Raw genomic sequence first — 26,887 nt, 5'->3', positions numbered from 1 at the left:
GCAGCGCGATGCATCGCGACAGGTGCCGGGCGCGGCCGCGGCGCCGAACTCCCGCTCCAGTCCGCCTTCCCGGCGTGATCGGCGCGGTCTGAGTCGACGCGGCTTGAGTTGGCACGGCGTGAATCGGCGCGGCTTGAGTCGGCACGGCGCGAAGCTGGCCCGCTGGGTCAGCCCGCTGGTGCTGCTGCTCGGCTGGCAGCTGGTCAGCGGCACCGGTCTGGTTTCGCCGCGCAAGCTGCCGCCGCCCACCACGGTGTGGCGGGCCGCCCTCGAGGTGGCCGGTAACGGCCAGCTGGGCGACGGGCTCGCGGTATCGCTGCGCAGGATGCTGATCGGGTTCGTGATCGGCGCGGTGATCGGCGCCGCGCTCGGGGTGTTCGCCGGACTGCTGCGCTGGGGGGACGTGTCCGTCGACCCGGTGATGCAGATGATCCGCAATGTGCCGCTGTTCGGTCTGATCCCGTTGCTGATCCTCTGGTTCGGCATCGGTGAGCTGCCGAAGCTGGTGCTGATCGCGTTGGCCGCCGGGCTGCCGATCTACCTCAACGTGCACGCCGGTATGCGCAACGCCGATCCGCACCTGGTCGAGGCGACCGCCGTGCTGGGCTACTCCCGGTGGCAGAGGCTGTGGCACGTGGTGGTGCCGGGCGCGGCCCCGTACACCCTGGTCGGCGTCCGGCTCGGGGTGGCATCGGCCTGGCTGGCGCTGGTGGTCGCGGAGACGATCGCCGCCGACTCCGGGATCGGGTACATGATCAACAATGCCCGGGACTTCCTGCGCACCGACATCGTGATCGTCGGGCTGCTCGTCTACGCGGTGGTCGGGCTGTTGATGGACACCGTCGTGCGACTGGCCGAACGGTGGATCCTGCGCTGGCGGGTGTCATGACGGGCGCCGAGACGGCCCGGGTGCGTGGGCTGGTCAAGGAGTTCGGCGACCGCCGGGTGCTCGACGGCCTCGACCTGACCGTGCGGCGCGGCGAGTTCACCGCGTTGCTCGGCCGCAGTGGCTCCGGCAAGTCCACGCTGCTGCGCGTCCTGTCCGGGATGGACACCGACATCCAGGGCGAGTCCACGGTGGACGGCCAGGTGTCGATGGCGTTCCAGCAGCCCCGGTTGCTGCCGTGGCGGCGGGTCTGGCGCAACATCACCCTCGGTGTGGAGACCGGCGATGCACGGGGTGTGGCGGAGCGCGCGCTGGCCGAGGTGCGGTTGACCGAGCGGGCCGACGCGTGGCCACGGACCCTGTCCGGCGGCGAGGCGCAGCGGGTCTCGCTGGCCAGGGCACTGGTCCGGGAGCCCGACCTGTTGTTGCTGGACGAGCCGTTCGGCTCGCTGGACGCGCTGACCCGGCTGGCCATGCACCGCCTGGTCACCCAGCTGTGGGAACGGCACCGGCCGGCGGTCCTGCTGGTCACCCACGACGTGGACGAGGCGCTCGCTCTCGCCGACCGGGTTCTCGTACTGGAGGGCGGGCGGATCGCGGCCGAGCACCTGGTGTCCGCGCCCCGGCCCCGGAGCATCGCGCAGCTGTCCGAGCTGCGCGCGCACGTGTTGTCCGACCTGGGAGTAAATGATCATGAAGCCGCGTGACCTCGTTCCGCTCGGCGTCGTCGCGGCGGTGGTGGGTCTCGCGGCGCTGGGACTCTCCGCGTGCGCAGCGCCGGCCCAGCCCGCCGCGCCGGCCGCGGTCCCGGCGGCGGTCAGCCCGGCGCAGCTGGCCGAGACCACCCTGCGCGTCGGTGACCAGAAGGGCACCAGCCAGCAGGTCCTGCTGAAGGCGGCCGGGCTGCTGGACGGCGTCCCGTACCACCTGGCGTGGTCCACCTTCACCTCCGGACCGCCGATGCTGGAGGCCGCCAACGCGAACGCCATCGACATCGGGCAGGTCGGGAACACGCCGCCGATCTTCTCCGCCGCCGCCAACGGGAACATCGACCTGGTCAGCGCGCTGCGCTCCACGGTCGGTGACGCCGTCCTGGTGCCGAAGGGCTCCGCGCTCGCCAACCTGGCCGACCTGCGCGGCAAGACCATCGCGGTGGCCAAGGGCTCGTCCGCCAACGGCACCCTGCTGAACACCCTCGCCAAGGCCGGGCTGAAGCCGTCCGACGTGACCATCTCCTACCTGCAGCCCAGTGACGCGTACGCGGCGTTCAACCAGGGCAGCGTGGCCGCCTGGGCGGTGTGGGAGCCGTACGTGAGCGAGGCCGTGGCGAGCCTCGGCGCGCGGGAGCTGGTCAGCGGCGCCGACGCCCTCAACGGCACCGGCCTCGCCGGCGGCACGGCGCTGTCCAACGGCTACTCGCTGCAGATCGCCAACCGGAGCTCACTGGCCGACGCCGGCAAGAACGCCGCTATCGCGGACTACGTCGTCCGGGTCGCCAAGGCGAACCTGTGGGCCAAGAACCATCCGGACCAGTGGGCTGGCATCTACGCCCAGCAGACCGGCATCCCGGTGGACATCGCGAAGATCGCGGTGCCCAGGATCGCGCTCTCCCCGGTCGCGGTCGACGACGCGGTGGTCGCCTCCGAACAGCGGCTGGCCGACGCGTTCGCCTCGGCGGGCCAGCTGCCGGGCAAGGTCGACTTCGCCGCGTACGTCGATCGCCGGTTCAACCCCCAGATCGCCCCGCTGGTCACGCAAGGCAAGTGACGGGTGGGGGTCGACGCCGGTCAGAGGTGCGCATCCTGAGCGAACCGATAGAGATGCTCAATGTGACCCGAATCGGTTCGCGGGTCATCGACGACGGCCCGTGCCCGTGTTAGCGTCACCTTTATGAGTGACGGCGAGCACCCGCGCGCACTGCACGTCACACTGCTGCGCACCCGTCGCCACGTGGACTTCTGCCGTACGGCCACCGCGCTCTGTCGGGCCTGACCCCGCCCCCGACCGAGTCCGACAGAGTCCGTTCGAGCCAGCCGACTTCCGTCCCCCGGCTCCCGGTGACCGACGCTCGCCGACCCGCGAGCACTGCCCGCCGCGCCCCACGCGCCGGACCGTCGCCGAGAGCCGACCGGGGCGATTCCCGCGAGGACACCCGTGTCTCCCACCACCGCTCCGCCCGCCACCGCTCCGTCGATCCCCCGCGCGGCGGTCCCCGCAGTGCCCGTTCCCGCGGTGCCGGTTCCCGCGGTGCCGATTCCCGCGGTGCGCCACCGGGGTCCGTCCCCAACCCCACGCCCACCCTCAGCCGCGGTACTGGACGCCGCCCGGCGCGCTGGGCTGATCTTCCGCGACGAGCTGGTGGCCGCGACCGAGCTGAGCCACGCCACGGTGAACCGGCAGGTCACCCGGCTGCTCGAGGTGGGTCTGCTGCGCGAGCGCCCCGACCTGGTCCAGGCCGGTGCCGTCGGCCGGCCGAGGGTGCCCGTCGAGGTCGACCCGGACGGGTACGGCGTGCTGGGCATCCACATCGGGCTGCGCCGCACCACGCTGGCGGCGGGCGACCTGCGCGGGCGGGTGCTCGGCGCGGCCGAGGTACCGAACCCGATCGGTGACCCGGCCGACGTGCTGACCCTGCTCGTCGCGCGGCTGCGGCGCTTCGGCGCGCGGTGGCCCGAGCGCCGGATGCTGCGGGTCGGGCTGGTCGTCGGCGGGCAGCTCTCCGCCGACCGGGGCCGGCTGCGACACCCCCGCCTCGGCTGGGAGTCCGCGCCGATCGGCGAGATCGTCGACCGGGTGGCCGGCTCCCACGTGGAGGTGGTCCCGCAGGTGGAGGCGATGGCGGGCGCCGAGACGCTGCTCGCCCGGCAGCCGTCGCGGGGGACCGCGCTGTACGTGTACGCCCGGGAGACAGTGGGGTCGGTGCTGACCGTGGACGGCGCGGCGCCGGTACCCGCCGCCGGTCTCGGCACCATCAGCCACCTGCCGGTGGGCGGTGCCGCGAGCTGCCCGTGCGGTGCGACCGGGTGCCTGGAGGCCTCGGTCGGCGAAGCGTCGGTCGCCGCCGCCGCGCACCGTGCCGGGATCGTGTCGGAGCCGTCCATCGCCAAGGTCATCGCGGCGGCCGAGGGCGGCCACCGCGCCGCGCACGAGCTGCTCGTGGAGCGGGCCAGGGTGCTCGGCCGAGGTGTCGCGCTGGCCCGGGACGTCTTCAACCCGGACCGCGTGGTGCTGCTCGGGCAGGCCTTCACCGGCTACCGCCCCGGGCTCGCGCACGTCTCGGCCAGCTTCGCGGCCGCCACCGTGCTGGACCCCCTGGTCCCGAGCGTCAGTTCGCTCGGCCCCGGGGTGCAGGCGCTCGCGGCGTGCACGGCGGCGCTGCTGCCGGTCCACGCCGACCCGCTCGGCGCGGTACGCAAGTCCGTCGCCCGCGAGGCGTGGTCCGGTTCGGCCATCCCGGCCCGGCGGGCGGCGACCCGATGAGCGCCACCCCGCTCGCGGTACTGGACCTGGTGCCGATCTCGTCCGGATCCTGCGCCGCCGCCGCACTGCGCAACAGCATCGACCTGGCCAGAGCGACCGAACGCTTCGGCTACACCCGCTACTGGTTCGCCGAGCACCACCTGAACCCGGGCGTCGCCGGTACCTCTCCCGCGGTGCTGCTGGCGCTGACCGCCGCGGCGACCTCCACGATCCGGGTCGGCTCCGGCGCGGTCCAGCTCGGGCACCGCACCGCGCTGTCCACCGTCGAGGAGTTCGGCCTGCTGGATGCCGTGCACCCGGGACGGCTGGACCTGGGGCTGGGCCGCTCCGGCGGGCGCCCACCCGCGCCGGCGGTGAACGGGGCCGAGCTGAACCGGGCCGAGCTGAACCGGGCCGAGGACGCTGCCGGTCGGGCGGCCAACGGCCTGTTGCTGCCGCCCCGGTTCTCCTTCGAGAAGTTGCTCTCCTCGCCCAGGTTCGCGATGCAGAAGAAGCTGTTGCTGCAGCCGAACGCCGAGGCCCAGGACTACGGCGAGCAGATCGGCGACATCCTCAGCCTGCTGCGCGGCACCTACCGCACACCCGACGGTGTGGAGGCGCACGTGGTCCCGGGGGAGGGTGCGGAGGTACAGGTCTGGATCCTGGGCAGCAGCGGCGGCCAGAGCGCATCGGTGGCCGGCGAGAACGGGCTGCGCTTCGCGGCGAACTACCACGTCAGCCCGGCCACCGTGCTCGAGGCCGCGCGGGGTTACCGGGCGGCGTTCCGGCCGTCCGCCGAGCTGGACCGGCCCTACGTCAGCGTCTCCGCCGATGTCGTGGTGGCGCCGGACGAGCACACCGCGCGGACCCTGGCCACCGGCTACGGGATCTGGGTGCACAGCATCCGCTCCGGCGCGGGCGCGATCCAGTTCCCGACACCCGAGCAGGCCAGCGCGCACCGGTGGAGCGACGAGGAACGGGCGCTGGTCGCGGACCGGGTCGACACCCAGTTCGTCGGCTCGCCCGCTCAGGTGGCCGACCAGCTCGAACAGCTCCGCGACGCCACCCAGGCCGACGAGCTGATCATCACGACGATCACCCACGACCACGCGGACCGGGTGCGCTCCTACGAGCTCCTGGCCGAGGAATGGCGGCGGCGATGAACACCTGGCACGGACCTCACCTGAGCAGGGAACCACACCGCCAACTCAGCCTCAACGCGTTCATCTACCCAGCGGGCCACCACGAAGCGGCCTGGCGCCATCCGGAGAGCCAACCGGAACGGCTCTACCAGGCGGACTACTACCAGCAGATCGCCCGCACCGCCGAGGCCGCGAAGCTGGACGCGGTATTCCTCGCCGACGGCCCCGCGCTCAGTGACAACGTCGCGCACAACCCCGCCGGGCGGCTCGAGCCGATCACCCTGCTCACCGCGATCGCGATGGCCACCCGCCACATCGGCCTCATCGCGACGGCCTCGACCACCTACTACGAGCCGTACAACCTGGCCCGGCTGTTCTCCTCGCTGGATCACCTGTCGAGCGGGCGGGCCGGCTGGAACATCGTCACCACCGGCACCGACCTGGCGGCGGCCAACTTCGGGCTGCCGGCGCACCCCGAGCACACGGTGCGCTACGCGCGGGCCCGGGAGTTCGTCGACGCCGCCGTCGCGCTCTGGGACAGCTGGGAGGACGACGCGGTGCTGCTCGACCGCGACCGCGGCGTCTACGCGGACGTCTCGAAGATCCACCGGGTGAACCACGCCGGTGCCCACATCCGGGTGCGCGGCCCGTTCAACGCCCCGCGCTCGCCGCAGGGCCGCCCCGTGCTCGTGCAGGCCGGCGCCTCCAACGAGGGCCGGGCCTTCGCCGGCCGCTACGCCGAGGTGATCTTCACAGCGCACCAGCGGCTGGTCGACGCGCAGGCGTTCTACGCCGACATCAGACAGCGGGCCTCGACCTTCGGCCGCCGGCCCGACGACGTCAAGATCCTGCCCGGGATCAGCCCCTTCATTGCCGGCACCGAGGAGGGGGCGCGTGAGCTGGAGCGCGAGTTCAACGAGCTCACGGTGCCGGAGTACGGCCTGATCCAGCTGGAGCGCCTGGTCGGCGTCTCGGTGAACGAGGTCGAGCTGGATGCCCGGGTGCCGGCGTCACTGTTCGCCGGCGCGGGTGACGTCACCGACAACGCCCGCAGCCGGCTGCAGGTGGTGGCCGGCATCGTCGAGCGGGAGCGCCCGACGTTGCGCGGCCTGCTGCACCGGCTCGCCGGCGCGCGGGGGCACCGGGTGTTCGCCGGTACGCCCGAGCAGGTGGCCGACACGATCGAGGACTGGTTCCGGAACGGCGCGGCGGACGGGTTCAATGTGATGCCGCCCTACTACCCGGGCGGCCTCCAGGTGTTCACTGAGACGGTCGTGCCGATCCTGCGGCGGCGCGGCCTGTTCCGCGACGACTACACCGGCACCACCCTGCGCGACCACCTGGGGCTCGCCCGCCCGGCCAGCCAGTTCGCCGGTCTGTCCCAGGGTGCCAGCTGACCCGTGCGCCCGCGCAATCCCTTCTTCCGGAGGTGACCATGACGTCCACTGCCGCAACCGCCATGCAGAAGGCCGATCTCGACGCCATCCCGCCCGATGTGCACGGCCTGATCAGCAAGCAGACCGCCGAGCTCGACGGCGTCGACGTCACCCGCGTGCGGTTCGACGTCGGGGCGCGTTGGTCGAACGACCTGAAGGACTACGCGGGGACCGAGAGCTGCGAGCTGCCGCACGTCGCACTGGTGCTCTCCGGGCGCCTGCACGTGGTGATGAGCGACGGTAGCGAGGAGGAGTTCGGCCGCAACGAGGTCATGCTCCTGCCACCCGGCCACGACGCCTGGACCGTCGGCGACGAGCCCTGCGTCTTCGTCGAGTTCTCCAGGGGCAACGATCTCTACTCGTAGCGAGCGAGCAGCGGGCGGCCGGCCGGGACCGGGTCCCGGCCGGCCGAGCTACGTGTTCGCCCTGGTCAGAGGATGAAGAGCATCTCCTGGTAGGTCGGCAGCGGCCAGAGGTCGTCGGCCACGATCCCTTCGAGCAGGTCCGCGGCCGATCGCACCGCGGCCATCGCCGGCAGCAGTGCCTCGCGGGCGTGCTCGGCCTCGGCGAGCGCGGTCTCGCCCGCGTCCGCGGCGAGCGCGGCCTTGAGGTCGGCGAGTGCCGCCCTGAGGTCGGTGAGCGGGGCGGTGACCTCCGCCAGCGTCGAGGTGTCGGCCTCGACGCCGGCCGCCTTGAGTGCGCCGACGTTGCCCGCCACCTCGGTCTGGTAGCGAACCGCGGCCGGCAGGATCAGCGTGGAGCCGATCTCGAGGGTCAGCCGGGCTTCGACCCCGACGGTGAGTGCGTACTGCTCCACGCCGATCTCGTAGCGGCTGTGCATCTCGCGGTGGTTGAAGACCTTGTACTTCTCGAACAGCTCCATCGCCGACTCGGTGATGAGCTCGGGCAGGGCGTCGAGCGTGGTGCGCAGGTTCGGCAGGCCCCGCTCGGCCGCTTCGAGCTGCCACTTCTCGGAGTAGCCGTCACCGTTGAACACGACCGCCCCGTGGGTCGTGATGATCTCGGTGAGCAGGTTCTGCACCGCCGAGTCGAATTCGGTGCCCGCCGCCACCGCGGTCTCGAGCTCCGTGGCGCAGTAGTCGAGCGCTTCGGCCATGATGGTGTTGATCATGACCATCGGGCCGGCGACCGTCTGCATCGAGCCCGGCGCGCGGAACTCGAACCGGTTGCCGGTGAACGCGAACGGGCTGGTCCGGTTGCGGTCGCCCGGGTCGGTCGGCAGCACGGGCAGCGTGTCGACCCCGATGTGCATCACGCCCTTGCCCTTGGACGAGGTCGCCGCGCCCTTGGCGATCTGCTCGAAGACGTCGGCGAGCTGGTCGCCGAGGAAGATCGAGATGATGGCCGGCGGGGCCTCGTTCGCGCCGAGGCGGTGGTCGTTGGTCGCGGACGCCACCGACGCCCGCAGCAGGCCGGAGTACTTGTGCACCGCCCGGATGACCGCCGCGCAGAACACCAGGAACTGCGCGTTGTCGTGCGGGGTGTCGCCGGGCACGAGCAGACTGCCCAGGTCGGCGTTGCCGAGCGAGAAGTTGACGTGCTTGCCCGAGCCGTTGACGCCGTCGAACGGCTTCTCGTGGAACAGGCACTCCATCCCGTGCTTCTTGGCGATGGTCTTGAACGTCGTCATCAGCAGCTGCTGGTGGTCGGCCGCGACGTTGCCGCGCTCGAACATCGGCGCGACCTCGAACTGCCCGGGCGCGACCTCGTTGTGCCGGGTCTTGGCCGGGATGCCCAGCTTGAACAGCTCCCGCTCGGTGTCCATCATGAATCCGAGCACCCGCTCCGGGATGGCGCCGAAGTAGTGGTCGTCGAACTCCTGCCCCTTCGGCGGCTTGGCGCCGAACAGGGTGCGCCCGGAGTTCAGCAGGTCCGGGCGGGCGAGGAAGAAGTGCCGGTCGACCAGGAAGTACTCCTGCTCGGGACCGCAGAACGACACGATGTGGCCGGCGTCGTCATGGCCGAACAGCGTCAGGATGCGCTGGGCCTGTATGCCCATCGCCTGCTGTGAACGCAGCAGCGGTGTCTTGTGGTCGAGTGCCTCGCCGGTCATGGACACGAAGACGGTGGGGATGCACAGCGTGTTGCCGTTCGGGTTCTCCAGCACGTACGCCGGGCTTGTCACGTCCCAACCGGTGTAACCGCGGGCCTCGAAGGTGTTGCGCAGGCCGCCGTTCGGGAAGCTGGATGCGTCCGGCTCGCCCTGGATCAGCGTCTTGCCGGCGAACTCGGCGAGCGCCGAACCATCGGAGACGGGCTCGAGGAAGCTGTCGTGCTTCTCCGCGGTCAGACCGGTGAGCGGGTAGAAGACGTGCGCGTAGTGGGTTGCGCCCTTCTCCAGCGCCCAGTCCTTCATGGCGGCCGCCACGGCGTCGGCGACCAGGGGGTCGAGTGGTGCGCCGCGCTCGATGGTTGCGATGACCGACTTGTAGACCGACTTGGGCAGTCGCTTCTGCATCACGACCTTGCTGAACACGTTCTCGCCGAAGATCTCGCCGGGTGCCTCGGTATCGGTGAAGCTGACAGCGGGCGGCACGTAGGCCTCGACGCCCTTGATCGCCTGCAGACGGACGGTGTTTCCACTCATGTACGTGCCTCTCGACCAGGCAGTTGGCTCCGCTGCGGTTCGAGGAGCCCGGCTCGCCGACCCTACGAAGCTGCCGTGGCGGGAGTGTTTCGATCCTGTGAGGGCTGTAATGCGCGGAGAAACATGAGCGGTCCCGCGTAACGCCTAGGCCTAGACCTAGACCTAGACCTAGGCGTCGCGGGATGGATGGTGGTCGGGGCGCGGGGTCAGGCGACCTCCTCCTTCAGCAGGTCACCGATGCAGGCGTCGATCTGTTCCCGGTCCGAGGTGGACATGCAGAACATGGCGAAGTGCGCCCACAGGCTGTCGATCACGCGGAACTCGCTGTTCGGGATGAGCCGCTGCTCCGCCTCACAATCCTGCGGCGGGAAGAACATGTCGCGGGAGAAGGGGACGACGTAGGTCTTGGCCTTGATTCTGCCCAGTGCCGCGGCGAGATCCCCGTCGGTGTGGGCGCTCACGTCGCCGTGCCGCCATTTCCAGCCCATCCAGATCAAGTTGTTCGGATCCATGGGGGCGAAGTAGTTCTCCCAGAACCGGTGCAGGAAGTCGTCCAGCGAGGTGAATCCCACCGATCGCCACGTCTCGGTGTTGTAGAACTCTGGGCACAGCCCCATCACCGACCAGGTCTGCGCGTGCCGGCGGAGCCCGACGTGGACATCCCGTTGATCTCGGTAGTAGCCGTTGTCCCAGGCTGGGTCCGACTTCAGCGCGTCTTCGTGCGAGCGGACGAAGAGGTAGTCGTGGGCCGTCGTCCTCGCTGTCCCGGCGAAGGGCAGTGCCCGCTTGACCATGTCCGGGTAGCGCACCGCCCACTCGTAGGTCTGCTCGGCACCCATCGACCAGCCGAGCACGAGCTCGAGACGCTCGAGGCCGAACATCTCGGTCACCAGGCGGTGCTGGGCTCGGACGTCGTCGCCGATGGTGACCTGGGGGAAGCCGCCGCCGTTGAAGGGCGGCGGGGTGTTGCTGGGTGAGGACGAGAAACCGTTCGCGAACTGCCCGGGCAGAATGATGAAGTATTTCCCCGGATCCAGCGGTCGCCCTTCGCCGATGAAGATCTCCATCGACTTCGATGTCCCGGACCACATGTGTGGGAACAAGATCGCGTTGTTCCGTGCCTCGTTCAGGGTTCCCTGTGTCTTGTACGCAAGTCGCGCGTCAGGGAGGGTGATCCCGCTTTCCAGCTCGTAATTGCCCAGTTCGAAGTATTCGTGTGGTCCGTGCAGCTCTTCAGAGTAATAGTTTCCCACTGCGAACTCCTGACGCTGCGGCTCGAGCCGGCGGGCGTCGGCCAGGGCCAATCGAGTGAAGATCGAGTACTGCTGCTGGGCCGGCGATCGGCTCGGGGGCTGTCAGCAATACGCCGAGCCCGGACCGCCACGGCCGCGCTCTCAGGTGTGTCGGCCGTCACATTTCAACATAGACCTGCTGGTCGGGTGGGACAACCGGCCCTCGCGGTACCGGCGGTCGCTAGGCGGCCCCGGTGTTGATCTCGCTGCGTACCCGGGCGGCGGCGCGGGACAGTGCCTTGAGCTTCTCGTACGCGCAGAACCGGGGCAGTGCCTTGAGGCCGCAGTCGGTCGAGAGGTAGACGCGCTCGGGCTCGATGTACTCGAGAGCCTTGTGGATGCGGTCGACGATCACGTCGTCGGACTCGATGTACAGGGTGCGGATGTCGATCACGCCGACCTGCACCTCCCGGTCCTTCGGCACCATCTCGAGCGCCTTCACGTCGGCCATGTCGCGCAGTGCGAAGTCGAGGGCGAACTGGTCGACGTTGACCGCCATCCAGCGCTCGAGCACGCGGGGGAGCGCGTCCTCCACGGCCCGGAACGTGTTGCCGTAGCCGGCGCCGAGGCAGCAGTGCCAGGCGATCTTCGCCTCGACCCCGTCGATCCAGCCGTTCAGCACGTCGAGCACCCAGTCGTTCTTCCCGTCGAGCGCGAGCATCCAGGCGCCGAGGTCCTCGATCTGGATGAACTCGGCACCGTGCGCGACCAGGTCCTTGAGGTCCTGGTTGAAGATCGGGACCAGGTCCTCGGCCAGCCGCCGTGCCTCGGTGTACTGGGAGTCGGGGTGGTTGAAGTCGACGTGGTAGGTCAGGTTCGGCGGGCCGGCCCCCACGGAGACCTTCAGCGGCTTGTCGGTGAGCTGGCGCGCGGCCTGGTGCATCTCGCCCAGCCGACCCGGGATGCCGCGCCCGACCGGGCCGGTGACGGCCGTGCCGCCCCAGTTGTGCATCCACGCGGCCTGGCTGAGGTCGCCGTCGGCGCTCTCCTCGATCGCGCGGGCGAGCGGGTTGGGCAGCTTCGCCTTGGTGAACCCGTCCAGCCGCTCGTACCAGTACCAGACGAAGGAGCCGATGCCGCCGCCGTAGTCGTCGAAATGCATCTGGCCGTCGGTGACGATGTCCAGTCCGGCGAGCTCCTGGTCCTTGATGCACGCGGTGGTGGCGTCCCACCAGGCGTGCCAGTTCTCCTCGAGCTTCCACCACTCGAGCAGGTCGGCCCCGGCGAGGTTGTAGCGGGTGTACCACCTCGGCTTCGGGTACGAGCCGATCATGGTGGTCGGCAGCAGCGTATCGGTGATCTTCTTTGACACCGTCCGCCCCTTTCCTTCTGTCTGGTCCAGCTCGGCGGACCGGCCCTCGTCAGCCCGGTGTGGAAACAAGGCCACGATCCTCAGGCCGGACAGCCGGGGCCATGTCGGCGGGCACAGGGATTGTTCCGATGCCTTGGCTCCGGGCACAAGGACCGGTGCCGGCCACTCTTGCTTCCGGGCCACCGGGAGGCGAGTGTGCTGGGTGCTGTCCCGGTGTCCCGTCGCGCGGCGTCCGCACGGCGTCATCGCGGGCGGGAGGAGGCTCGATGAGCGTGTCGCGGGTGCCGACCTCGCTGCGGTCGTGGATGTCCGCTGTGAGCGAGATCGCGCGGGCGGTGAATGCGGCGGAGCCGCTCGAGGCGGTGCTCACCCGGGTCGCCCAGCAGGCCTGCGGGTTGGTCGGGTTCGAGTTCTGCGCGGTGATGCTCGCCGACCCCGCGCGGGAGTACCTGCGGGTGGCCGGCTGGTACGGGCTCAGCGCCGAGTACGTGGCCCTGGTCAGTGACGGGGGATCGCTGCTGATCGACCCGTCGGGCCCGGACCTGGACACACCGGCCGCGCGGGCGTTCCGCGAGGGCCGCACCGTCGCGGTTGCCGACGTGGGGGTGGCGCCGAACTTCGGTCGGCTGCGCCGGCTCGCGCCGGCGCAGGGCTACCAGGCGCTGCTGGCCGCCCCGCTGCGCGGGTCCAGCGAGGTCGTCGGGGTGATCGTCGGGTACTCGGTGTCGGCGCGGGAGTTCGAGGCGGCCGAACGGGAGCTCATCGAGTTGCTCGCCGAGCAGGTCGCGCTGGCGACGGAGACGGCCCGGCTGCGTACCGCCCAGCAGGACGTGATCAGCGAGCTGTCCCTGGTCAATGACGAGCTGCAGCGCGGGCGGGCCGTACTGGAGTGGGCCGAGCGTCAGCACCACGAGCTCATGCGGCTGGTGCTCGAGGAGGTCGGGCTGGCCGGTCTGGTGACCGCCCTGGCCGCCGCTCTTGGCGCATCGGTCACCGTGGAGGATGCCGCCGGCCGGGTCCTCGCGTGCGCCCCCGAGCTGGGCTACTGCCCGCCGCCGGACGCCGCCGCCCGGCGGCGCCGCCCGGCCCGCGACGCGTTGGGTGCCCAGGATGCGCCGGGCCGGCGGTACTCGGTGGCGCTGGTCCCGATCGACGCCGCGGCCGGGCCGATCGTGGCCGGGGTGCCCGGTGCCGGCCCCTCCGAGGTGGCCTGGGCGGCGCCGGTGGTGCTTGGCGGGGAACTGGTCGGCCGGCTGTGGGTCAGCGCGCCACCCGCCGCGCCCGAGCCCGTGCAGCTGCGGGTGGTGGAGCGGTTCGCCCTGGTTGTCGCACTGGAACTGCTGCAGCAGCGCCACCTCGTCGAGGTGCACCGGCAGCTGTCCGGTGACCTGCTCGGGGACCTGTTCCGTGCCGACGGCCCGGCGCGCCCCCGGGCTCTGCTCGACCGGGCCTCGGCGCTGGGCCACGACCTGTCCCGCCCGCACGTCGTGGCACTGCTGACGTTGGACGGGCCGCTCCCACCCGCGCCCCCGTTGCCGGAGCTGATCCGCGCCGCCGCCGAACCCGGCCCCCGCCCTCTCTCCGGGCTGTACGACGGCGGCTACGTGCTGCTCCTGCCGGCCGAGCCCGACCCCGGCGATGCGCTGCGCCGGGTGCTCAGCCAGGTCGCGCAGGCGGTATCCCCGCACACCACACCGACGTTGGTTGCCGGGCCGGTGGCCGGCGACCTCGCCGACTACGCCCGCGCCTACCGGGTTGCGCGCGGGGCGGCGGCGCTGCGCAGGGCGAGCCAACCGGGCGGCCTGGTGGACGTGCGCGAGCTGGGGCTGTCCGCGCTGCTGCTGGAGACCGGGGCGCCGGATGCGCTGCGCCGCTTCGCCCGGAACCTGCTGCGCACCGTGGTCGCACACGAGCAGCGGCGCGGCGGCGACCTGCTGGTGACCCTGCGGACCTGGCTCGCGACGGGGTGTTCGACGGCGGCCGCCGCCGAGGCGCTGGTCGTGCACCCGAACACGGTGAGCTACCGGCTGGGCCGGATCGAGCAGCTGGTCGGGCGCAGCCTGCGGGACGCCGAGGTCCGGCTGGAGCTGCAGCTCGCCCTCACCGTCCGCGAGATCGTCAGGCTGGACCAGACCGGCTGAACCCGCCGGCGGTCCTGACACCGAGCGCGGTGCGTTCGGCCGGGTTCCGGGCCGTTGTGCCACAGCCCAGGGTCGGGACCGGTTTCCTGGGATGACACACATGGTCGTTGCGTGCCGCGGCCAGCAGGATCGACCTGCGGGTGGCGTGGGTCACACCATCGCCGACCACCACCCCGCGCCGATCAGGTCGTCCGCCAGGGCAGTCGAGGAGGTCGCTGTGCACCGGAGCCTGCCGTGAAACCACCACCGTTCGCCTATTCCGTGCCGGCGACCGTCGCAGAGGCCGTCGAGCTGCTGGCGGCGCACGCCGAGGTCGAGCCGAGGGTGCTCGCCGGCGGGCAGAGTCTCATCCCGCTGATGAACTTCCGGCTGGCGCAGCCCGGCCACCTGGTCGACCTGCGTAACATCGCCGAACTGAGTGCCATCCGGCTGGACGGCAATGCACTGGTCATCGGCGCGATGACCCGGCAGAGCGAGGTGGAACACTCACCCGAGGTGGCGCTGGCAGCACCGCTGCTCGCCGAGGCGATCGGCCTGGCCGCGCACCCACCGATCCGCAACCTCGGCACCGTCGGCGGCAACATCGCGCACGCCGACCCGGCCGCCGAGCTCCCGGCCGCGGTACTGGCACTGGACGGCGAGCTCGTCGCGGTCGGCCCGGACGGCACCCGCACCATCGCGGCCGCCGACTTCCTGCGCGGGCCGTTCAGCACCGCGCTGGCCGCCGACGAGCTGCTCACCGAGATACGGCTGCCCCGCCGCGACCTGGTCGGCGTGCGCAGCGGGTACGCCTTCGTCGAGTTCTCCCGGGTATTCGGCAACTTCGCGATCGTCGGGGTGGCCGCTCTCGTCGAGCTGGACGGCGACCGGATCCGTCGCGCGGCCCTCGCCCTGACCGGCGTGGCCCCGACGGCGGTCCGGGCGCACGCGGCCGAACGGGTCCTCACCGGCGCGGCACCGGACCCGGCCGCCGTCGCGGCGGCCGCCGAGGCAGCGGTGGCCGGCACCAGCCCGTCCGGCGACGTGCACGCCAGCGCCACCACCCGCACCGTCCTGGCCCGGACGTACGTGCGGCGCGCGCTGGACCTGGCGATCTCCCGGGCCAGGGACGAGAGGTGAACCCGGTGAAGCCCCAGAAACACCCCATCGACGTGACCGTCAACGGCCGCCGGCACAGCGCCGAGGTGGAGCCGCGGCTGCTGCTGGTCGACTTCCTGCGCGACGAGCTGGGGTTGCCCGGCACCCACATCGGCTGCGAGCACGGCGTCTGCGGCACCTGCACGGTGCTGCTGGACGGAGCCAGCATCCGGTCCTGCATCACCTTCGCGGTGCAGGCCGACGGCGCCGAGGTGAGCACCGTCGAAGGGCTCGCCCGGGGCGCCGAGCTGCACCCGCTGCAGGACGAGTTCTGGGACAAGCAGGGCCTGCAGTGCGGCTACTGCACCCCGGGGATGCTGATGCGCGCCCAGGAGATCCTCGCGTCGAAGCCGGACCCCACCCCCGAGCAGGTACGCGAGGGCATCTCGAGCAACCTGTGCCGCTGCACCGGCTACCAGTTCATCGTCGAGGCGGTGCTGGCCGCGGCGGCCCGGCTGCGGGACGGCGCCGGGGCGAGCGCTCGGGAGAACACCGAGGTGAGGTCATGACCACCGTCGACCGCCCACCGGCGCCGCCGGTGCGGGACCACTCCGCTCCCCGCAACTGGGTGGGCAAGTCCATCCGCCGGGTCGAGGACCCGAAGTTCCTCCGCGGCCGGGGCGGCTACATTGCGGACCTGGTCACCCCGGGGACGCTGCACGCGGCGGTGCTGCGCAGCCCCCACCCGCACGCCCGCATTCTGAGCACCGACATCACCGCGGCGCTGGCGGCTCCCGGGGTGCACGCCGTGATCACCGGCGCGCGGGCCGCCGAGCTGTGCGACCCGCTGCCCGACTTCGGCCCCGACCCGGCCAACCACACCTGGCGCTGCCTGGCGGCGGAGAAGGTCCGCTACGTCGGGGAGGGCGTCGCGGTCGTCGTCGCGGACAGCCGCTACCTGGCCGAGGACGCGCTCCCGCTGATCGAGGTCGAGTACGAGCCGCTCGCCGCGGTCGTCGACCCGGAGGCCGCGCTCGTCGACGGCGCGCCCCTGGTGCACGAGTCACTGGGCAGCAACCTGGCCTACGAGCGGACCTTCGACTTCGGCGAGGTCGAGCGCGACTTCGCCGAGGCCGACGTGGTCATCTCCGACCGGCTGCGCTGGCGGCGCTCCGGCGGCCAGCCGCTGGAGACCGTCGGGGCCATCGCGGACTACGACCACGCCACCGGCCAGCTCACCGTGGACACCAACTCACTGAGCTTCACCAGCTACCTGTTCATGGTGGCGGGCACGCTCAAGATCCCGGCGAACCGGCTGGACATCCGGCCGGTGCCGGCGGGCGGCAGCTTCGGTTCCAAGCTGTTCGCCACCAAGCCAGCCGTGCTCGCCGCGATGTGCTCCCGGGAGGTCGGGCGCAAGGTCGTCTACCTCGAGGACCGGGTGGACAACATCTCCAACTGCGACCACCACGGCTCGGACCGGGTCTACGAGGTCGAGCTGGCGATGATGCGCGACGGCACCATGCGCGGCATCAAGATCGACACGGTGGACGACTACGGGGCCTACATCCAGTTCGGCGTCGGCCACCACGGCAACGCACTGGCCCAGGTCGTCGGTCCCTACCAGATGACCAGCGTGCGCTACCGGGTCCGCGCCGCGCTGACCAACAAGAACCAGCAGGGCGCCTACCGGGGCTTCGGTTCCGAGGTCAACAACTGGATGCTCGAGCAGATGGTGGACAAGGCCGCACGGGAGCTGGGGCTGGACCCGGTGGAGGTGCGCAGGCGCAACTTCATCCGGAGCTTCCCGCACTTCATCCCGACCGGGAACGTCTACGACTCCGGCGACTACGACGCGGTGCTGGACAAGGCCCTCAAGCTCGGCGACCTCGACCACTGGCGCGGCGAACAGCGCAGGCTGCTGGCCGAGGAGGGCCGCTACGTCGGAGTCGGGGTGATCTGCGCGCAGGAGCGCAGCGTGTTCTCCGCGACGGAGTTCTGGTTCTGGTTCGACGAGCCCGGGGCGCCGGTCACCTCGATGCCGGAGTCGGTGACGCTGGACGCCACCGGTGGCATCACCGCGACCCTGTACTCCTGCGCGTTCTGGGGCAACAGCCCGGAGACCATGGTGGCCCAGCTCGTCGCCGAGGAGTTCGACTGCAATCCGCACGACGTGTCGGTCGTCTACCAGGGCAGCCGCAACGGCCTGCCGGCGACCGGTCCGGGCGGCTCCCGAACCACGGTGATGCTGGCCGGCGCGGTCGAGGGGGCCACCGCCAAGATCAAGGACAAGGCACGCCGGGCGGCGGCACACCTGTTGGAGATCGACCCGACCGACCTCGAGTGGGCCGACGGGGGCTACCAGGTGCGCGGGGTCCCGGAGCGGCGCAAGTCGCTGGGGGACATCGCGGTCGCGCTGCACCTGTTCAAGCACAGCTTCCCCGACGACGTGGAGTCCGGCCTGGAGGAGGCGAAGGTCTACGACCACCCGTACACCACGATGCCCTCGGCCGACCGCAAGGACCTCGGCGTCTTCTACCCGTTCATGGGCCACGCCTGCCACATCCCGGTGGTCGAGGTGGACATCGAGACCGGCGCGGTCACCTTCCTGCACTACGCGGCCGTGCACGACTGCGGGACGCTGGTGAACCCGCGCTCGCTGGCCGGGCACATCGTGGGCGGGACGGCGCAGGGCATCGGTACGGCGCTCTACGAGGAGTACGTCTACGACGACGACGGGCAGCTGCTGACCTCGAGCTACCTGGACTACCTCATCCCGACGGCGATGGAGGTCCCGGAGCTGGCGATCGGGCACGTCGAGACGCCGTCGCCGTACACCCCGCACGGCATCAAGGGTGGTGGCGAGGGCGGCCGGATGATGGCACCCGCCGCGATCAACGCGGCCGTCAACGACGCGCTGGCCCCGTTGGGCGTGCGGCTGACCGAGCTGCCGATGACCCCGGACCGCATCCTCACCGCCATCCGGAAGGCGCGCGGATGACGGTCGCCGAGGTGCCCAGGGTCGCGGTGGTCACCGGGGCGAACCGGGGCATCGGGCGGGCCATCGCGGTAGCGCTCGCCGCCGACGGGTTCGCCATCGCTGCCACGGCCCGGGACCCGGAGACGCTGACCGACACCGTCGAGGAGGTGGAGAAGGTCGGGGCCGCCTGTGCCGCACTGGCCTGCGACGTGCGGGACGAGGAGTCGGTCGCCGCGGTGGCCGCCGCGGCGGGTGAGCTCGGCACGGTGCACACCGTGGTCGCCAACGCGGGTATCGCCGGCCCGACCGCGCCCCTGCACGAGATCACGCTGGCGCAGTGGCGCGACACCCTCGCGGCCGACCTGGACGGGGTGTTCCTGACCTTCCGGGCGTTCGTGCCCGGTCTGATGACCCGGGCCGGCGGCAGCTTGATCGCGATCTCGTCGATGACCGGGAAGCGCCCGCTGCACGGCCGCACCCCGTACGCGGCCGCCAAGCTCGGCGTGATCGGCCTGGTACGCACCCTCGCCGTCGAGCTCGGGCCGCACGGCGTGCGGGTCAACGCGGTGTGCCCGGGCGCGGTCGCCGGGCCCCGGATCGAGGACGTGATCCGCAACCAGGCCGCCGCACGGGGGATCACCGAGGCAGAGGCGCTCGCCGCCTTCACCTCGGCCTCACCGTTGGGGCGGCTCGTGCGGGCCGACGAGGTGGCGTACACCTGCGCGTTCCTGGCCTCCGACCGTGCGGCATCCATCACCGGCGAGGACGTCAACGTCACCGCCGGCGTCGTCATGTACTGAAGCAGCACGAGGAGGCGTCCATGCAGATCATCGACCTGTCCCAGGACATCTACGAGGGGATGAAGGTCTACCCCGGGCACCTGAAGACGGTGCAGTTCGAACACGCCACCCACGAGGAGACCGAGCCCCGGTTCGACAGCGGTTTCTCCTTCCAGACCACCGGGTTCATGCTCAACGACAACGGCCCGACCCACGTGGACTCGTTCTCCCACCTCGACCCGGACCCCACCGCGGAGACGATCGAGAAGATGTCCCTGGACCTGTTCTACGGGACGGCGGTGTGCCTGGACGTCACCGAGTTCAAGGCGCAGACCGACATCAGTGCCGAGGACCTGGACCGCGTCGAGTCGGAGTCCCCGGTGGACGTGCGGCCCGGCGACATCGTGCTGTTCCACACCGCCACCTGGAACCGCTACAGCGGGGACAAGAAGTACCTCAGCGAGTTCGCCGGGCTCGGGGAGTCGGCGAGCGAGTGGATCGTCCAGCGCAGGATCAAGACATTCGGCGTGGACAGCCCGACACCGGACAACCCGGTGAGCACCAGCTATCCCTGCCACATGATGTGCCGCCGGGAACACATCACCCACTACGAGAACCTGGCCAACCTGGACCGGGTGGTGAATACCCGGTTCACCTTCGTCGGGTTCCCGCTCAAGCTGCGGGGCGCCCACGGTGGGCCGACCCGGGCCGTTGCGCTGATCGAGGGCTGAGCTACCGGTTGCCCCGGGTGCGGTGGTGCTGGTCGAACTCGCGGACCGCCGACCGCTGGGTCCGCGACGGGAGGATCTCCTCCCTCTCGGGTGCGTCCTCGTCGTTGAGGCCGAGGGCCACCGCACGCCGGATCTGTTCCCGGTTGTCCCGCACGACCGACGAGAAGAAGTCGTCGATGCGCGGGTCCTGGAGCACCTCGAGGACCACCCGGAAGGTGGTGTCGACCGCGGCGTGCACGATCTCGTCGTGAAAGGGGATGACCTTGAACCGGCCGAGCTGGGGGTCCTCGGTCAGCTTCTCACTGATGATGGCCCGCAGCTCGTCCTTGTTCTCGGTGAGGGACTTGGCCAGGTTCTCCGGGTAGTTCCCGGTCTCCAGCACCTTGACCACCTCATCGAGCACGGCGATGGTGATCGGTTTCTTGATCGCGCGCACGATGGGTTCGGAGAGCTTGTCCACCAGTCGGTAGGTGAACTGCTCGCCGACCGCCCGGTCGACGGCCCGCCCGATGCGCACCATCAGCAGCACCACCGTGATGAAGCGGTGTGCGACCAGGGCCGGGTGCGCGACCGGAATCATCGCGAAGAGCTCGTACCAGTTGCGGACCAGGAACCGTTTGTCCCAGTGGCGTTTGCGCCAGCGCCAGAGGAACTCGCCGAGGAAGACCGCGCACGCGGCGCAGTCGGCGTAGAAGATCCAGATCCCGACCCGGTAGGACGGCGGGCTGAGCACCATGTACCCGAGCAGGCTCACCGATATCACGGCCAGCGAGAACATGATCCAGTCGTCGGCGTGCACGTTGCCGGGAAGGATGCCGCTGTTGAGCTCGTGCTCACGGCCGCGGGGACTCGGATTCGTGGCGGCAGCGCGGCTGGCTGCGTCACGGGCGGGGGCCATCCTGGCGTCTCCAGACTTGCACATCGACGGTCGGCGGGGCCCGATCATGGCACGCCCGCACAACGCACCCAAACCGACGCATCTGATGGCATTCTTGGTGGTTTCCGCGGGGAGGCACACGATGAACGCCATGACGAGTGGTTCGGTCGCCGGCAGGGGCCCGGGCGTGCAACTGGTTTACGACTTCGCCGACGGCGACCGCGGCATGGTCGACCTGTTGGGTGGCAAGGGTGCGAACCTCGCCGAGATGACCCGGCTCGGCCTGCCGGTGCCCCCTGGTTTCACCGTGACGACCGAGGCCTGCCAGCACTACCTGCTCCGCGGTGAGGAGCCGCAGCCACTGCGGCTGCAGGTGACCATGGCCCTGCGGCGGCTGGAGAACCTGCTGGGGCGGCGACTCGGCGACGTGCAGGACCCGCTGCTGGTTTCGGTGCGCTCCGGGGCGAAGTTCTCCATGCCGGGGATGATGGAGACGGTGCTGAACGTCGGCCTCAACGACTACTCGGTGAAGGGGCTGGCCGACGCGGTCGGCGACGAGCGCTTCGCCTGGGACTCCTACCGCCGGCTCATCCAGATGTTCGGCAGGACCGTTCTCGACATCTCGAGCGAGCTGTTCGAGTCCGCGCTGGAGTCGGCCAAGGTTCGGGCCGGCGCCGACACCGACGTGGAGCTGCCGGCGGCCGTGCTGCGCGAGCTCGTCGACGAGTTCAAGGGGATCGTGCTCGAGCAGACCGGCCGCCAGTTCCCACAGGATCCCCGGGAACAGCTCGATCTGGCGATGCGCGCGGTATTCGCCTCGTGGAACACCGACCGGGCGCGGCTCTACCGCCGCCGCGAGCGCATCCGCAACGACCTGGGCACCGCGGTGAACGTGTGCGCGATGGTGTTCGGCAACCTGGGGGACTCCTCGGGCACCGGGGTCTGCTTCACCCGCGACCCCGCAACCGGCCGTCCCGGCCTCTACGGCGACTACCTGGTGAACGCCCAGGGTGAGGACGTGGTCGCGGGTATCCGCAACACGTTGTCGTTGGAGGACTTCGCCCATCTCAATGCGGCGGCACACACCGAGCTGACGCGGATCGCGCGCCGGCTGGAGACGCACTACCGCGATCTGTGCGATATCGAGTTCACCGTCGAGCGCGGCAAGTTGTGGATGCTGCAGACCCGGGTCGGGAAGCGGACGGCGGCCGCCGCCTTCCGGATCGCCACCCAGCTCGTGGACGAGAAAGTGATCACCAACGACGAGGCGCTCACCCGGGTCAGCGGCCAGCAGCTCGCGCAGCTGATGTTCCCGCAGTTCGACGCCGACGCACCGCGCACCCGGCTGACGCTGGCGATGGGGGCCTCACCGGGTGCCGCGGTCGGCAAGGTCGTCTTCGACTCCGCCACCGCGACGGCCTGGGCGGCCCGGGGTGAGGACGTGCTGCTGTGCCGGCGGGAGACGAACCCCGACGACCTGGCGGGCATGATCGCCGCGGCCGGGGTGCTGACCACCCGGGGCGGCAAGACCTCGCACGCCGCCGTGGTCGCCCGCGGCATGGGGCGGACCTGTGTCTGCGGCGCGGAGGAGATCGATATAGATGCGCAGGCCCGCAAGCTGCGGGTCGGCGACGTGGTGGTCGCCGAGGGTGATGTGCTGTCCATCGACGGCTCCACCGGCGAGGTCTTCGCCGGCCGGATCCCGGTGGTTCCGTCCCCGGTGGCGACCTACCTCGAGCGTGGCCTGGACGTGGCGCTCGAGTCGGCCGACGCCGAGACCGCCGACCTCGTCGGCTCGGTCGACCAGTTGCTGCGGCATGCCGACCGGACGCGGCTGCTGGGGGTCCGCGCGAACGCCGATACCGCCGAGGACGCCGCCCGTGCCCGGCACCTGGGCGCGGAGGGCATCGGGCTGTGCCGCACCGAGCACATGTTCCTCGGCGACCGCCGGGTGCTCGTGGAGCGGTTGATCCTGGCCGACACGCCGGCGAGCCGGGACGCCGCGCTGGCCGAGCTGCTGCCGCTGCAGCGGGCCGACTTCACCACGCTGTTGCGCGAGATGGACGGGCTGCCCACCACGATCCGGCTGCTCGACCCGCCCCTGCACGAGTTCCTGCCGGACCGCACCGAGCTCGCCGTCGAGGTGGCGCTGGCCCGGGCGGCCGGCGAGGTCGACCCGGCCAGGGAGGTGCTGCTCACCGCGGTCGAGCGGCTGCACGAGTCCAACCCGATGCTCGGGCTGCGCGGCGTCCGGCTCGCCCTGATGGTGCCGGGCCTGTTCGCGATGCAGGCCCAGGCGGTCGCCGAGGCGGCGGCAGCCCGGCTCCAGGACGGCGGCCGGCCGCTGGTGGAGATCATGGTTCCGCTGGTCGGCTCGGTCATGGAGCTGCACCTGATCCGCGACGAGATCGACGGTGTCATCACCGACGTGGCGGACCGCACCGGCGCGGACCTGTCCATCCCGATCGGCACGATGATCGAGCTGCCCCGGGCCGCGTTGACCGCGCACCGCATCGCCGAGGTCGCCGAGTTCTTCTCCTTCGGCACCAACGACCTGACCCAGACGACCTGGGGGTTCTCCCGGGACGACGTGGAGGCGGCGCTCTTCGCCACCTACCTGGACAAGGGGGTGTTCACCGTCTCGCCGTTCGAGTCCCTGGACCGGGACGGCGTCGGGACCCTGGTCCGGATGGCCGTCACCGCCGGCCGCGAAGCAAAGCCGGACCTCAAGGTCGGGGTCTGCGGCGAGCACGGCGGCGATCCGGACTCGGTGCACTTCTTCCACGAGATCGGCCTGGACTACGTGTCCTGCTCGCCGTTCCGGGTGCCCGTCGCGCGGCTCGAGGCGGGACGCGCCGCCCTCATCGCGGAGACCGGGGCGGGAGCGTCCTGACCGGTGCGTCGGCGAGCCGGGATGGGGGTCTACCCGGTCCCGAACTCGTCGGGCGCTCCTAGGTGCGGTGCCGCCGGGCCCGGTCCGGCCGGGCGCCGTTGACCCCGGGTGACCTCGGGCGGCATGCTCCAGGAGAGGGCTGGTCTGACCAGCACTTCGGCACACTGCTGTATGTCGCCGCCCACGCCGCCGCCCACGAGGAGGGGTTGCCCGGATGAGTGTTGATCTGCCCGAGCTCGCGAGCCGCCGGCCCGGGCTGCCCGTCGGGCCCGGCTGGCGTACCGATGTGGCCACGGCGCCGGTGATCTTCCCCTACGACGGCTCCACCGTCGCGCACGCACCGGTGGGCACCGTCGAGCACGCGCGGGCTGCGCTGGACGCGGGGGTCGCGGCTCGGCGGCCGGTCGCCGCGCTCAGCTCGGCGGCGCGGCGGGCGATCCTGCTCGACGTCGCACGCGAGCTCGAGGCCCAGTCCGAGGCGTTCGTCGACCTGCTGATCGCCGAGACCGGCAAGACCCGCATCGACTGCACCGTCGAGCTGTCCCGGACGCTGTTCACCTGGTCGGCGGCGGCCGAGGAGGTCGCGCACCTGCACGGCGAGACCGTCCCATTGGACCTGCAGGCCTCCGGCGCCGGTCTGGTCGGCTTCTGGACGCGCAAGCCGATCGGCCTTGTCATCGGGGTGGCCGGCTTCAACTACCCGCTGCTGCTGGCCACCCACAAGATCGCGCCGGCGATCGCGGCCGGCTGCCCGGTGATCTGCAAGCCCGCGCCGGCAACCCCGCTCGCCACCCTGTGGCTGGCCGACATCGTGCGCCGGGCGGCGGCCGTGCACGGAGCGCCGGCGGAGATCGTCCAGGTGGTCACCGGGGACGCCGAGGTCGGCCGCGCGCTGGTCACCGACCCCCGGATCGGGGTGGTCTCGTTCACCGGCTCGGCCGCCGTGGGGCACCAGATCGCCCGCGACGCCGCGCCGAGGAAGACCCTGCTCGAGCTGGGCTCCAACGCGGCGCTCGTGGTCGACGCGGACGCCGACCTGGACGCCGCGGCCGACGCGGTGCTGCGCGGCGGCTTCTACGGCAACGGCCAGGCGTGCATCTCGGTGCAGCGGGTGCTGGTCTGCGAGCCGGTGCTGGACGAGTTCGTCGGCCGGCTCACCGCGCGGATCGGCGAGCTCACCGTCGGCGATCCCCGGCTGCCGGACACCCGGGTCGCGGCGCTGATCAACGACGCGTCCACCCGGCGGGTGCTGGACTGGATCGAGGCGGCCGAGACCGCGGGCGCCAAGCGGCTGTGCGGCGGCTCGGTGCGCGACCGGGCGATCGAGCCCACCGTGCTGCTCGACGTCCCGGAGACCGCCGACGCGTGGTGCGAGGAGATCTTCGCCCCGGTCGTGGCGGTCCGGTCGGTGCCGGACCTGGATGCGGCGCTGGACTCGGTGAACCGGTCCCGGTACGGGCTGCACGCCAGCGTGTTCACCCGCTCGCTCGCCGCCGCGTTCCGCGCGATCGAGGAGCTGGACGTGGGTGGAGTAATCGTCAACGAGGTGCCCGGCTTCCGGTCGGACATCATGCCCTACGGCGGGGTGAAGGACTCGGGCGTCGGTCGGGAGGGCCCGCGCTTCGCGATCGAGGAACTGACCGTCACCCGCATGGCCGTGATCCGGCCCTGACCGATCGAGGGGACCACTCATGACGGATTACCGCACCCTGTTCCGCCTCGACGGGCGCCGCGCGCTGGTGATCGGCGCCGGCGGCATCGGGCGGGAGGCCGCGCTCGCGCTGGCCGCGCACGGCGCGTCGGTGATCTGTGCGGACAAGGACCCGGCGCAGGCCAAGGACGCCGCCGAGGCCATCGGCGCGGCCGGGGGACAGGCCAGCGCGGTGGAGCTGGACGTCACTGATGGCGACGCGGTCGAGCGGGTCGCCGCCGAGCACACCGACCTCGACGTCCTGGTGCTCACCGCCGCGATGAACGTGCGCAAGCGGATCCTGGACTACACCCCCGAGGAGTTCGACCGGGTCGTCGGGCTCAACCTGAAGGCCGGTTTCACCACGATCCGGGCGTTCGGTGCCAACATGGTTGCCCGGGGCAGGGGCAGCATCATCGCCTTCTCCTCGATCCGGGGCACCGTCGTGGAGCCCGGCCAGTCGGTGTACGCGGCGACGAAAGCCGGCCTGGTGCAGCTGCTGCGGACGGCCGCGGTCGAGTTCGGCGAGTCCGGCGTCCGGGTCAACGCGGTCGCACCCGGAGTGGTGGAGACACCGCTGACCAGCCAGATCAAGGCCGACCCCGCCTGGTACCGGGCCTACGCGGAGAAGGGTGCGCTGGGCCGCTGGGCGAAGCCGTCGGAGATGGCGGGCGCCGTGGTGTACCTGGCGTCGGACGCGGCCAGCTTCGTCACCGGATCGGTGCTGGCCGTGGACGGCGGCTGGACCGCCGTGGACGGCCGCTTCACCCCGCCGGCGTAACGGGCACGGTGCCCCGATGACCAGCCCCGCCAAGCTGCCGGACACCCGGGCGTTCCAGCGCATCGTCGAGTACGTGGAGCGCGCGCTCGCGGCCGGCGAGCTCAAGGCGGGGGACCGGCTGCCCAGCGAGCGCGAGCTGGTCGAGCGGTTCGGCATGGGCCGCTCCTCGGTCCGCGAGGCGCTGCGGGTACTGGAGAACATGGAGCTGGTCCGCTCCGCGCCGAGGGACCCGCGCGGGCCGCTGGTGCTCGAGTACTCGGTGGGCCCGGTCCGCCGCTCGCTCGCCGTGCTGACCTCGGCGCGGACCGTCACGCTGCCCGAGCTCGTGCAGTTCCGCATGATCGTGGACGCGTCGGCGAACCTGATGGCCGCGGCCCGGCGCACCGACGAACACCTTCTCGCCCTGGAGCGCAACATGGCCAGGATGCGCGAGTCGATGGGCGTCGGCTACGCCGAGTTCAGCCGGGCCGACCTGGAGTTCCACGAGATCATCGCCGAGGCGGGCGGGAACAAGCTGGTCCAGGTCTACGGCGGGGTGATCCGGGAGGCCGTGCTCGGCCTGATCCAGCGGACCATCCTGGACGCCGACGACCGGACAGCGCTGATGCTGGCGTCGATCCGCCACCACGGGGCGGTCTTCGCCGCGATCGCCGCCCGGGACGGCGCCCGGGCCTCCCGGCTCGCCCGTGAAACGCTGTACGCCTACTACGCCGACCATGTGGAGCCGGCCGACCGCGCGATCATGGCCGACCTGGTCCGGGAGTGCGGCGGGCGGGTCCCGGTCTGAGGTGTTCGGGCCTGTA

General features: G+C 71.3%; 21 protein-coding genes. 17 read left to right on the top strand and 4 right to left on the bottom strand.

What is annotated here, in order from left to right; genetic code table 11:
• The first annotated feature begins 118 nt into the window (after positions 1 to 118).
• The 7 genes from ACTXG6_RS29965 to ACTXG6_RS29935 all read left to right on the top strand — a co-directional run bounded on the left by ACTXG6_RS29965 (position 119) and on the right by ACTXG6_RS29935 (position 7,288).
• Entirely contained in the window at positions 119 to 889 is a 771-nt protein-coding gene (locus ACTXG6_RS29965; protein WP_445182754.1) for an ABC transporter permease, read from the top strand.
• Positions 886 to 1,593: an ABC transporter ATP-binding protein gene (locus ACTXG6_RS29960; protein ID WP_445182753.1), complete on the top strand. Its 708-nt coding sequence runs from the start codon at positions 886 to 888 to the stop codon at positions 1,591 to 1,593. The genes ACTXG6_RS29965 and ACTXG6_RS29960 overlap by 4 nt, the downstream gene beginning before the upstream one ends.
• Complete coding sequence (locus tag ACTXG6_RS29955; protein ID WP_445182752.1) at positions 1,580 to 2,653, top strand: ABC transporter substrate-binding protein; 1,074 nt, start codon at positions 1,580 to 1,582, stop codon at positions 2,651 to 2,653. Before ACTXG6_RS29960 ends, ACTXG6_RS29955 begins: the two co-directional genes overlap by 14 nt.
• A 480-nt stretch (positions 2,654 to 3,133) precedes the next feature.
• On the top strand, positions 3,134 to 4,366 hold the full coding sequence (locus ACTXG6_RS29950; RefSeq protein WP_445182751.1) for an ROK family protein: 1,233 nt from the start codon (positions 3,134 to 3,136) through the stop codon (positions 4,364 to 4,366).
• Positions 4,363 to 5,508, top strand: a complete 1,146-nt coding sequence (locus tag ACTXG6_RS29945; RefSeq protein ID WP_445182750.1) for an LLM class flavin-dependent oxidoreductase — start codon at positions 4,363 to 4,365, stop codon at positions 5,506 to 5,508. The genes ACTXG6_RS29950 and ACTXG6_RS29945 overlap by 4 nt, the downstream gene beginning before the upstream one ends.
• Positions 5,505 to 6,884, top strand: a complete 1,380-nt coding sequence (locus tag ACTXG6_RS29940) for an LLM class flavin-dependent oxidoreductase (protein WP_445182749.1) — start codon at positions 5,505 to 5,507, stop codon at positions 6,882 to 6,884. Before ACTXG6_RS29945 ends, ACTXG6_RS29940 begins: the two co-directional genes overlap by 4 nt.
• A gap of 38 nt (positions 6,885 to 6,922) precedes the next feature.
• A complete protein-coding gene (locus tag ACTXG6_RS29935) occupies positions 6,923 to 7,288 on the top strand; it encodes a cupin domain-containing protein (RefSeq protein WP_445182748.1) in 366 nt (121 codons plus the stop codon).
• Between the two features lie 65 nt (positions 7,289 to 7,353).
• Here ACTXG6_RS29935 and ACTXG6_RS29930 read toward each other — a convergent pair whose 3' ends face one another.
• From ACTXG6_RS29930 to ACTXG6_RS29920, 3 genes are all read right to left on the bottom strand, one after another.
• Positions 7,354 to 9,531, bottom strand: coding sequence for a glutamine synthetase III family protein (locus tag ACTXG6_RS29930; RefSeq protein WP_445182747.1), 2,178 nt, complete (start codon positions 9,529 to 9,531; stop codon positions 7,354 to 7,356).
• A 206-nt stretch (positions 9,532 to 9,737) separates the two neighbouring features.
• Positions 9,738 to 10,784: an alpha/beta fold hydrolase gene (locus ACTXG6_RS29925; protein WP_445182746.1), complete on the bottom strand. Its 1,047-nt coding sequence runs from the start codon at positions 10,782 to 10,784 to the stop codon at positions 9,738 to 9,740.
• Positions 10,785 to 11,004: 220 nt separating this feature from the next.
• A complete protein-coding gene (locus ACTXG6_RS29920) occupies positions 11,005 to 12,135 on the bottom strand; it encodes a hypothetical protein (RefSeq protein ID WP_445182745.1) in 1,131 nt (376 codons plus the stop codon).
• Between the two features lie 266 nt (positions 12,136 to 12,401).
• Between ACTXG6_RS29920 and ACTXG6_RS29915 the strand changes: the two genes are divergently transcribed.
• The 6 genes from ACTXG6_RS29915 (at position 12,402) to ACTXG6_RS29890 (ending at position 19,843) form a co-directional block, all read left to right on the top strand.
• Positions 12,402 to 14,276: a helix-turn-helix domain-containing protein gene (locus tag ACTXG6_RS29915; protein ID WP_445182744.1), complete on the top strand. Its 1,875-nt coding sequence runs from the start codon at positions 12,402 to 12,404 to the stop codon at positions 14,274 to 14,276.
• A 234-nt stretch (positions 14,277 to 14,510) separates the two neighbouring features.
• A complete protein-coding gene (locus ACTXG6_RS29910) occupies positions 14,511 to 15,395 on the top strand; it encodes an FAD binding domain-containing protein (protein ID WP_445182743.1) in 885 nt (294 codons plus the stop codon).
• Positions 15,396 to 15,400: 5 nt separating this feature from the next.
• A complete protein-coding gene (locus tag ACTXG6_RS29905; RefSeq protein WP_445182742.1) occupies positions 15,401 to 15,922 on the top strand; it encodes a (2Fe-2S)-binding protein in 522 nt (173 codons plus the stop codon).
• On the top strand, positions 15,919 to 18,354 hold the full coding sequence (locus ACTXG6_RS29900) for a xanthine dehydrogenase family protein molybdopterin-binding subunit (RefSeq protein ID WP_445182741.1): 2,436 nt from the start codon (positions 15,919 to 15,921) through the stop codon (positions 18,352 to 18,354). The genes ACTXG6_RS29905 and ACTXG6_RS29900 overlap by 4 nt, the downstream gene beginning before the upstream one ends.
• Complete coding sequence (locus ACTXG6_RS29895) at positions 18,351 to 19,133, top strand: SDR family NAD(P)-dependent oxidoreductase (protein WP_445182740.1); 783 nt, start codon at positions 18,351 to 18,353, stop codon at positions 19,131 to 19,133. Before ACTXG6_RS29900 ends, ACTXG6_RS29895 begins: the two co-directional genes overlap by 4 nt.
• A 20-nt stretch (positions 19,134 to 19,153) precedes the next feature.
• Entirely contained in the window at positions 19,154 to 19,843 is a 690-nt protein-coding gene (locus ACTXG6_RS29890) for a cyclase family protein (protein WP_445182739.1), read from the top strand.
• A gap of 1 nt (position 19,844) precedes the next feature.
• On the opposite strand, the gene ACTXG6_RS29885 is transcribed toward ACTXG6_RS29890, so the two are convergent.
• Positions 19,845 to 20,621: an ion transporter gene (locus ACTXG6_RS29885; protein WP_445190133.1), complete on the bottom strand. Its 777-nt coding sequence runs from the start codon at positions 20,619 to 20,621 to the stop codon at positions 19,845 to 19,847.
• Positions 20,622 to 20,862: 241 nt separating this feature from the next.
• Between ACTXG6_RS29885 and ppdK the strand changes: the two genes are divergently transcribed.
• The 4 genes from ppdK to ACTXG6_RS29865 all read left to right on the top strand — a co-directional run bounded on the left by ppdK (position 20,863) and on the right by ACTXG6_RS29865 (position 26,871).
• Positions 20,863 to 23,613, top strand: coding sequence for a pyruvate, phosphate dikinase (gene ppdK, locus ACTXG6_RS29880; protein ID WP_445182738.1), 2,751 nt, complete (start codon positions 20,863 to 20,865; stop codon positions 23,611 to 23,613).
• A gap of 214 nt (positions 23,614 to 23,827) precedes the next feature.
• Positions 23,828 to 25,285 (top strand): aldehyde dehydrogenase family protein, encoded by a 1,458-nt coding sequence (locus ACTXG6_RS29875; RefSeq protein ID WP_445182737.1) that lies wholly within the window; start codon positions 23,828 to 23,830, stop codon positions 25,283 to 25,285.
• Between the two features lie 19 nt (positions 25,286 to 25,304).
• On the top strand, positions 25,305 to 26,084 hold the full coding sequence (locus ACTXG6_RS29870; RefSeq protein ID WP_445182736.1) for an SDR family NAD(P)-dependent oxidoreductase: 780 nt from the start codon (positions 25,305 to 25,307) through the stop codon (positions 26,082 to 26,084).
• Positions 26,085 to 26,100: 16 nt separating this feature from the next.
• Positions 26,101 to 26,871 (top strand): FadR/GntR family transcriptional regulator, encoded by a 771-nt coding sequence (locus ACTXG6_RS29865; RefSeq protein ID WP_445182735.1) that lies wholly within the window; start codon positions 26,101 to 26,103, stop codon positions 26,869 to 26,871.
• Positions 26,872 to 26,887 lie beyond the last annotated feature (16 nt).

Source organism: Pseudonocardia sp. Cha107L01, assembly GCF_052566575.1.
The sequence above is the reverse complement of the archived record's forward strand: the minus strand, read 5'-3'. Positions and strand labels throughout refer to the sequence as shown.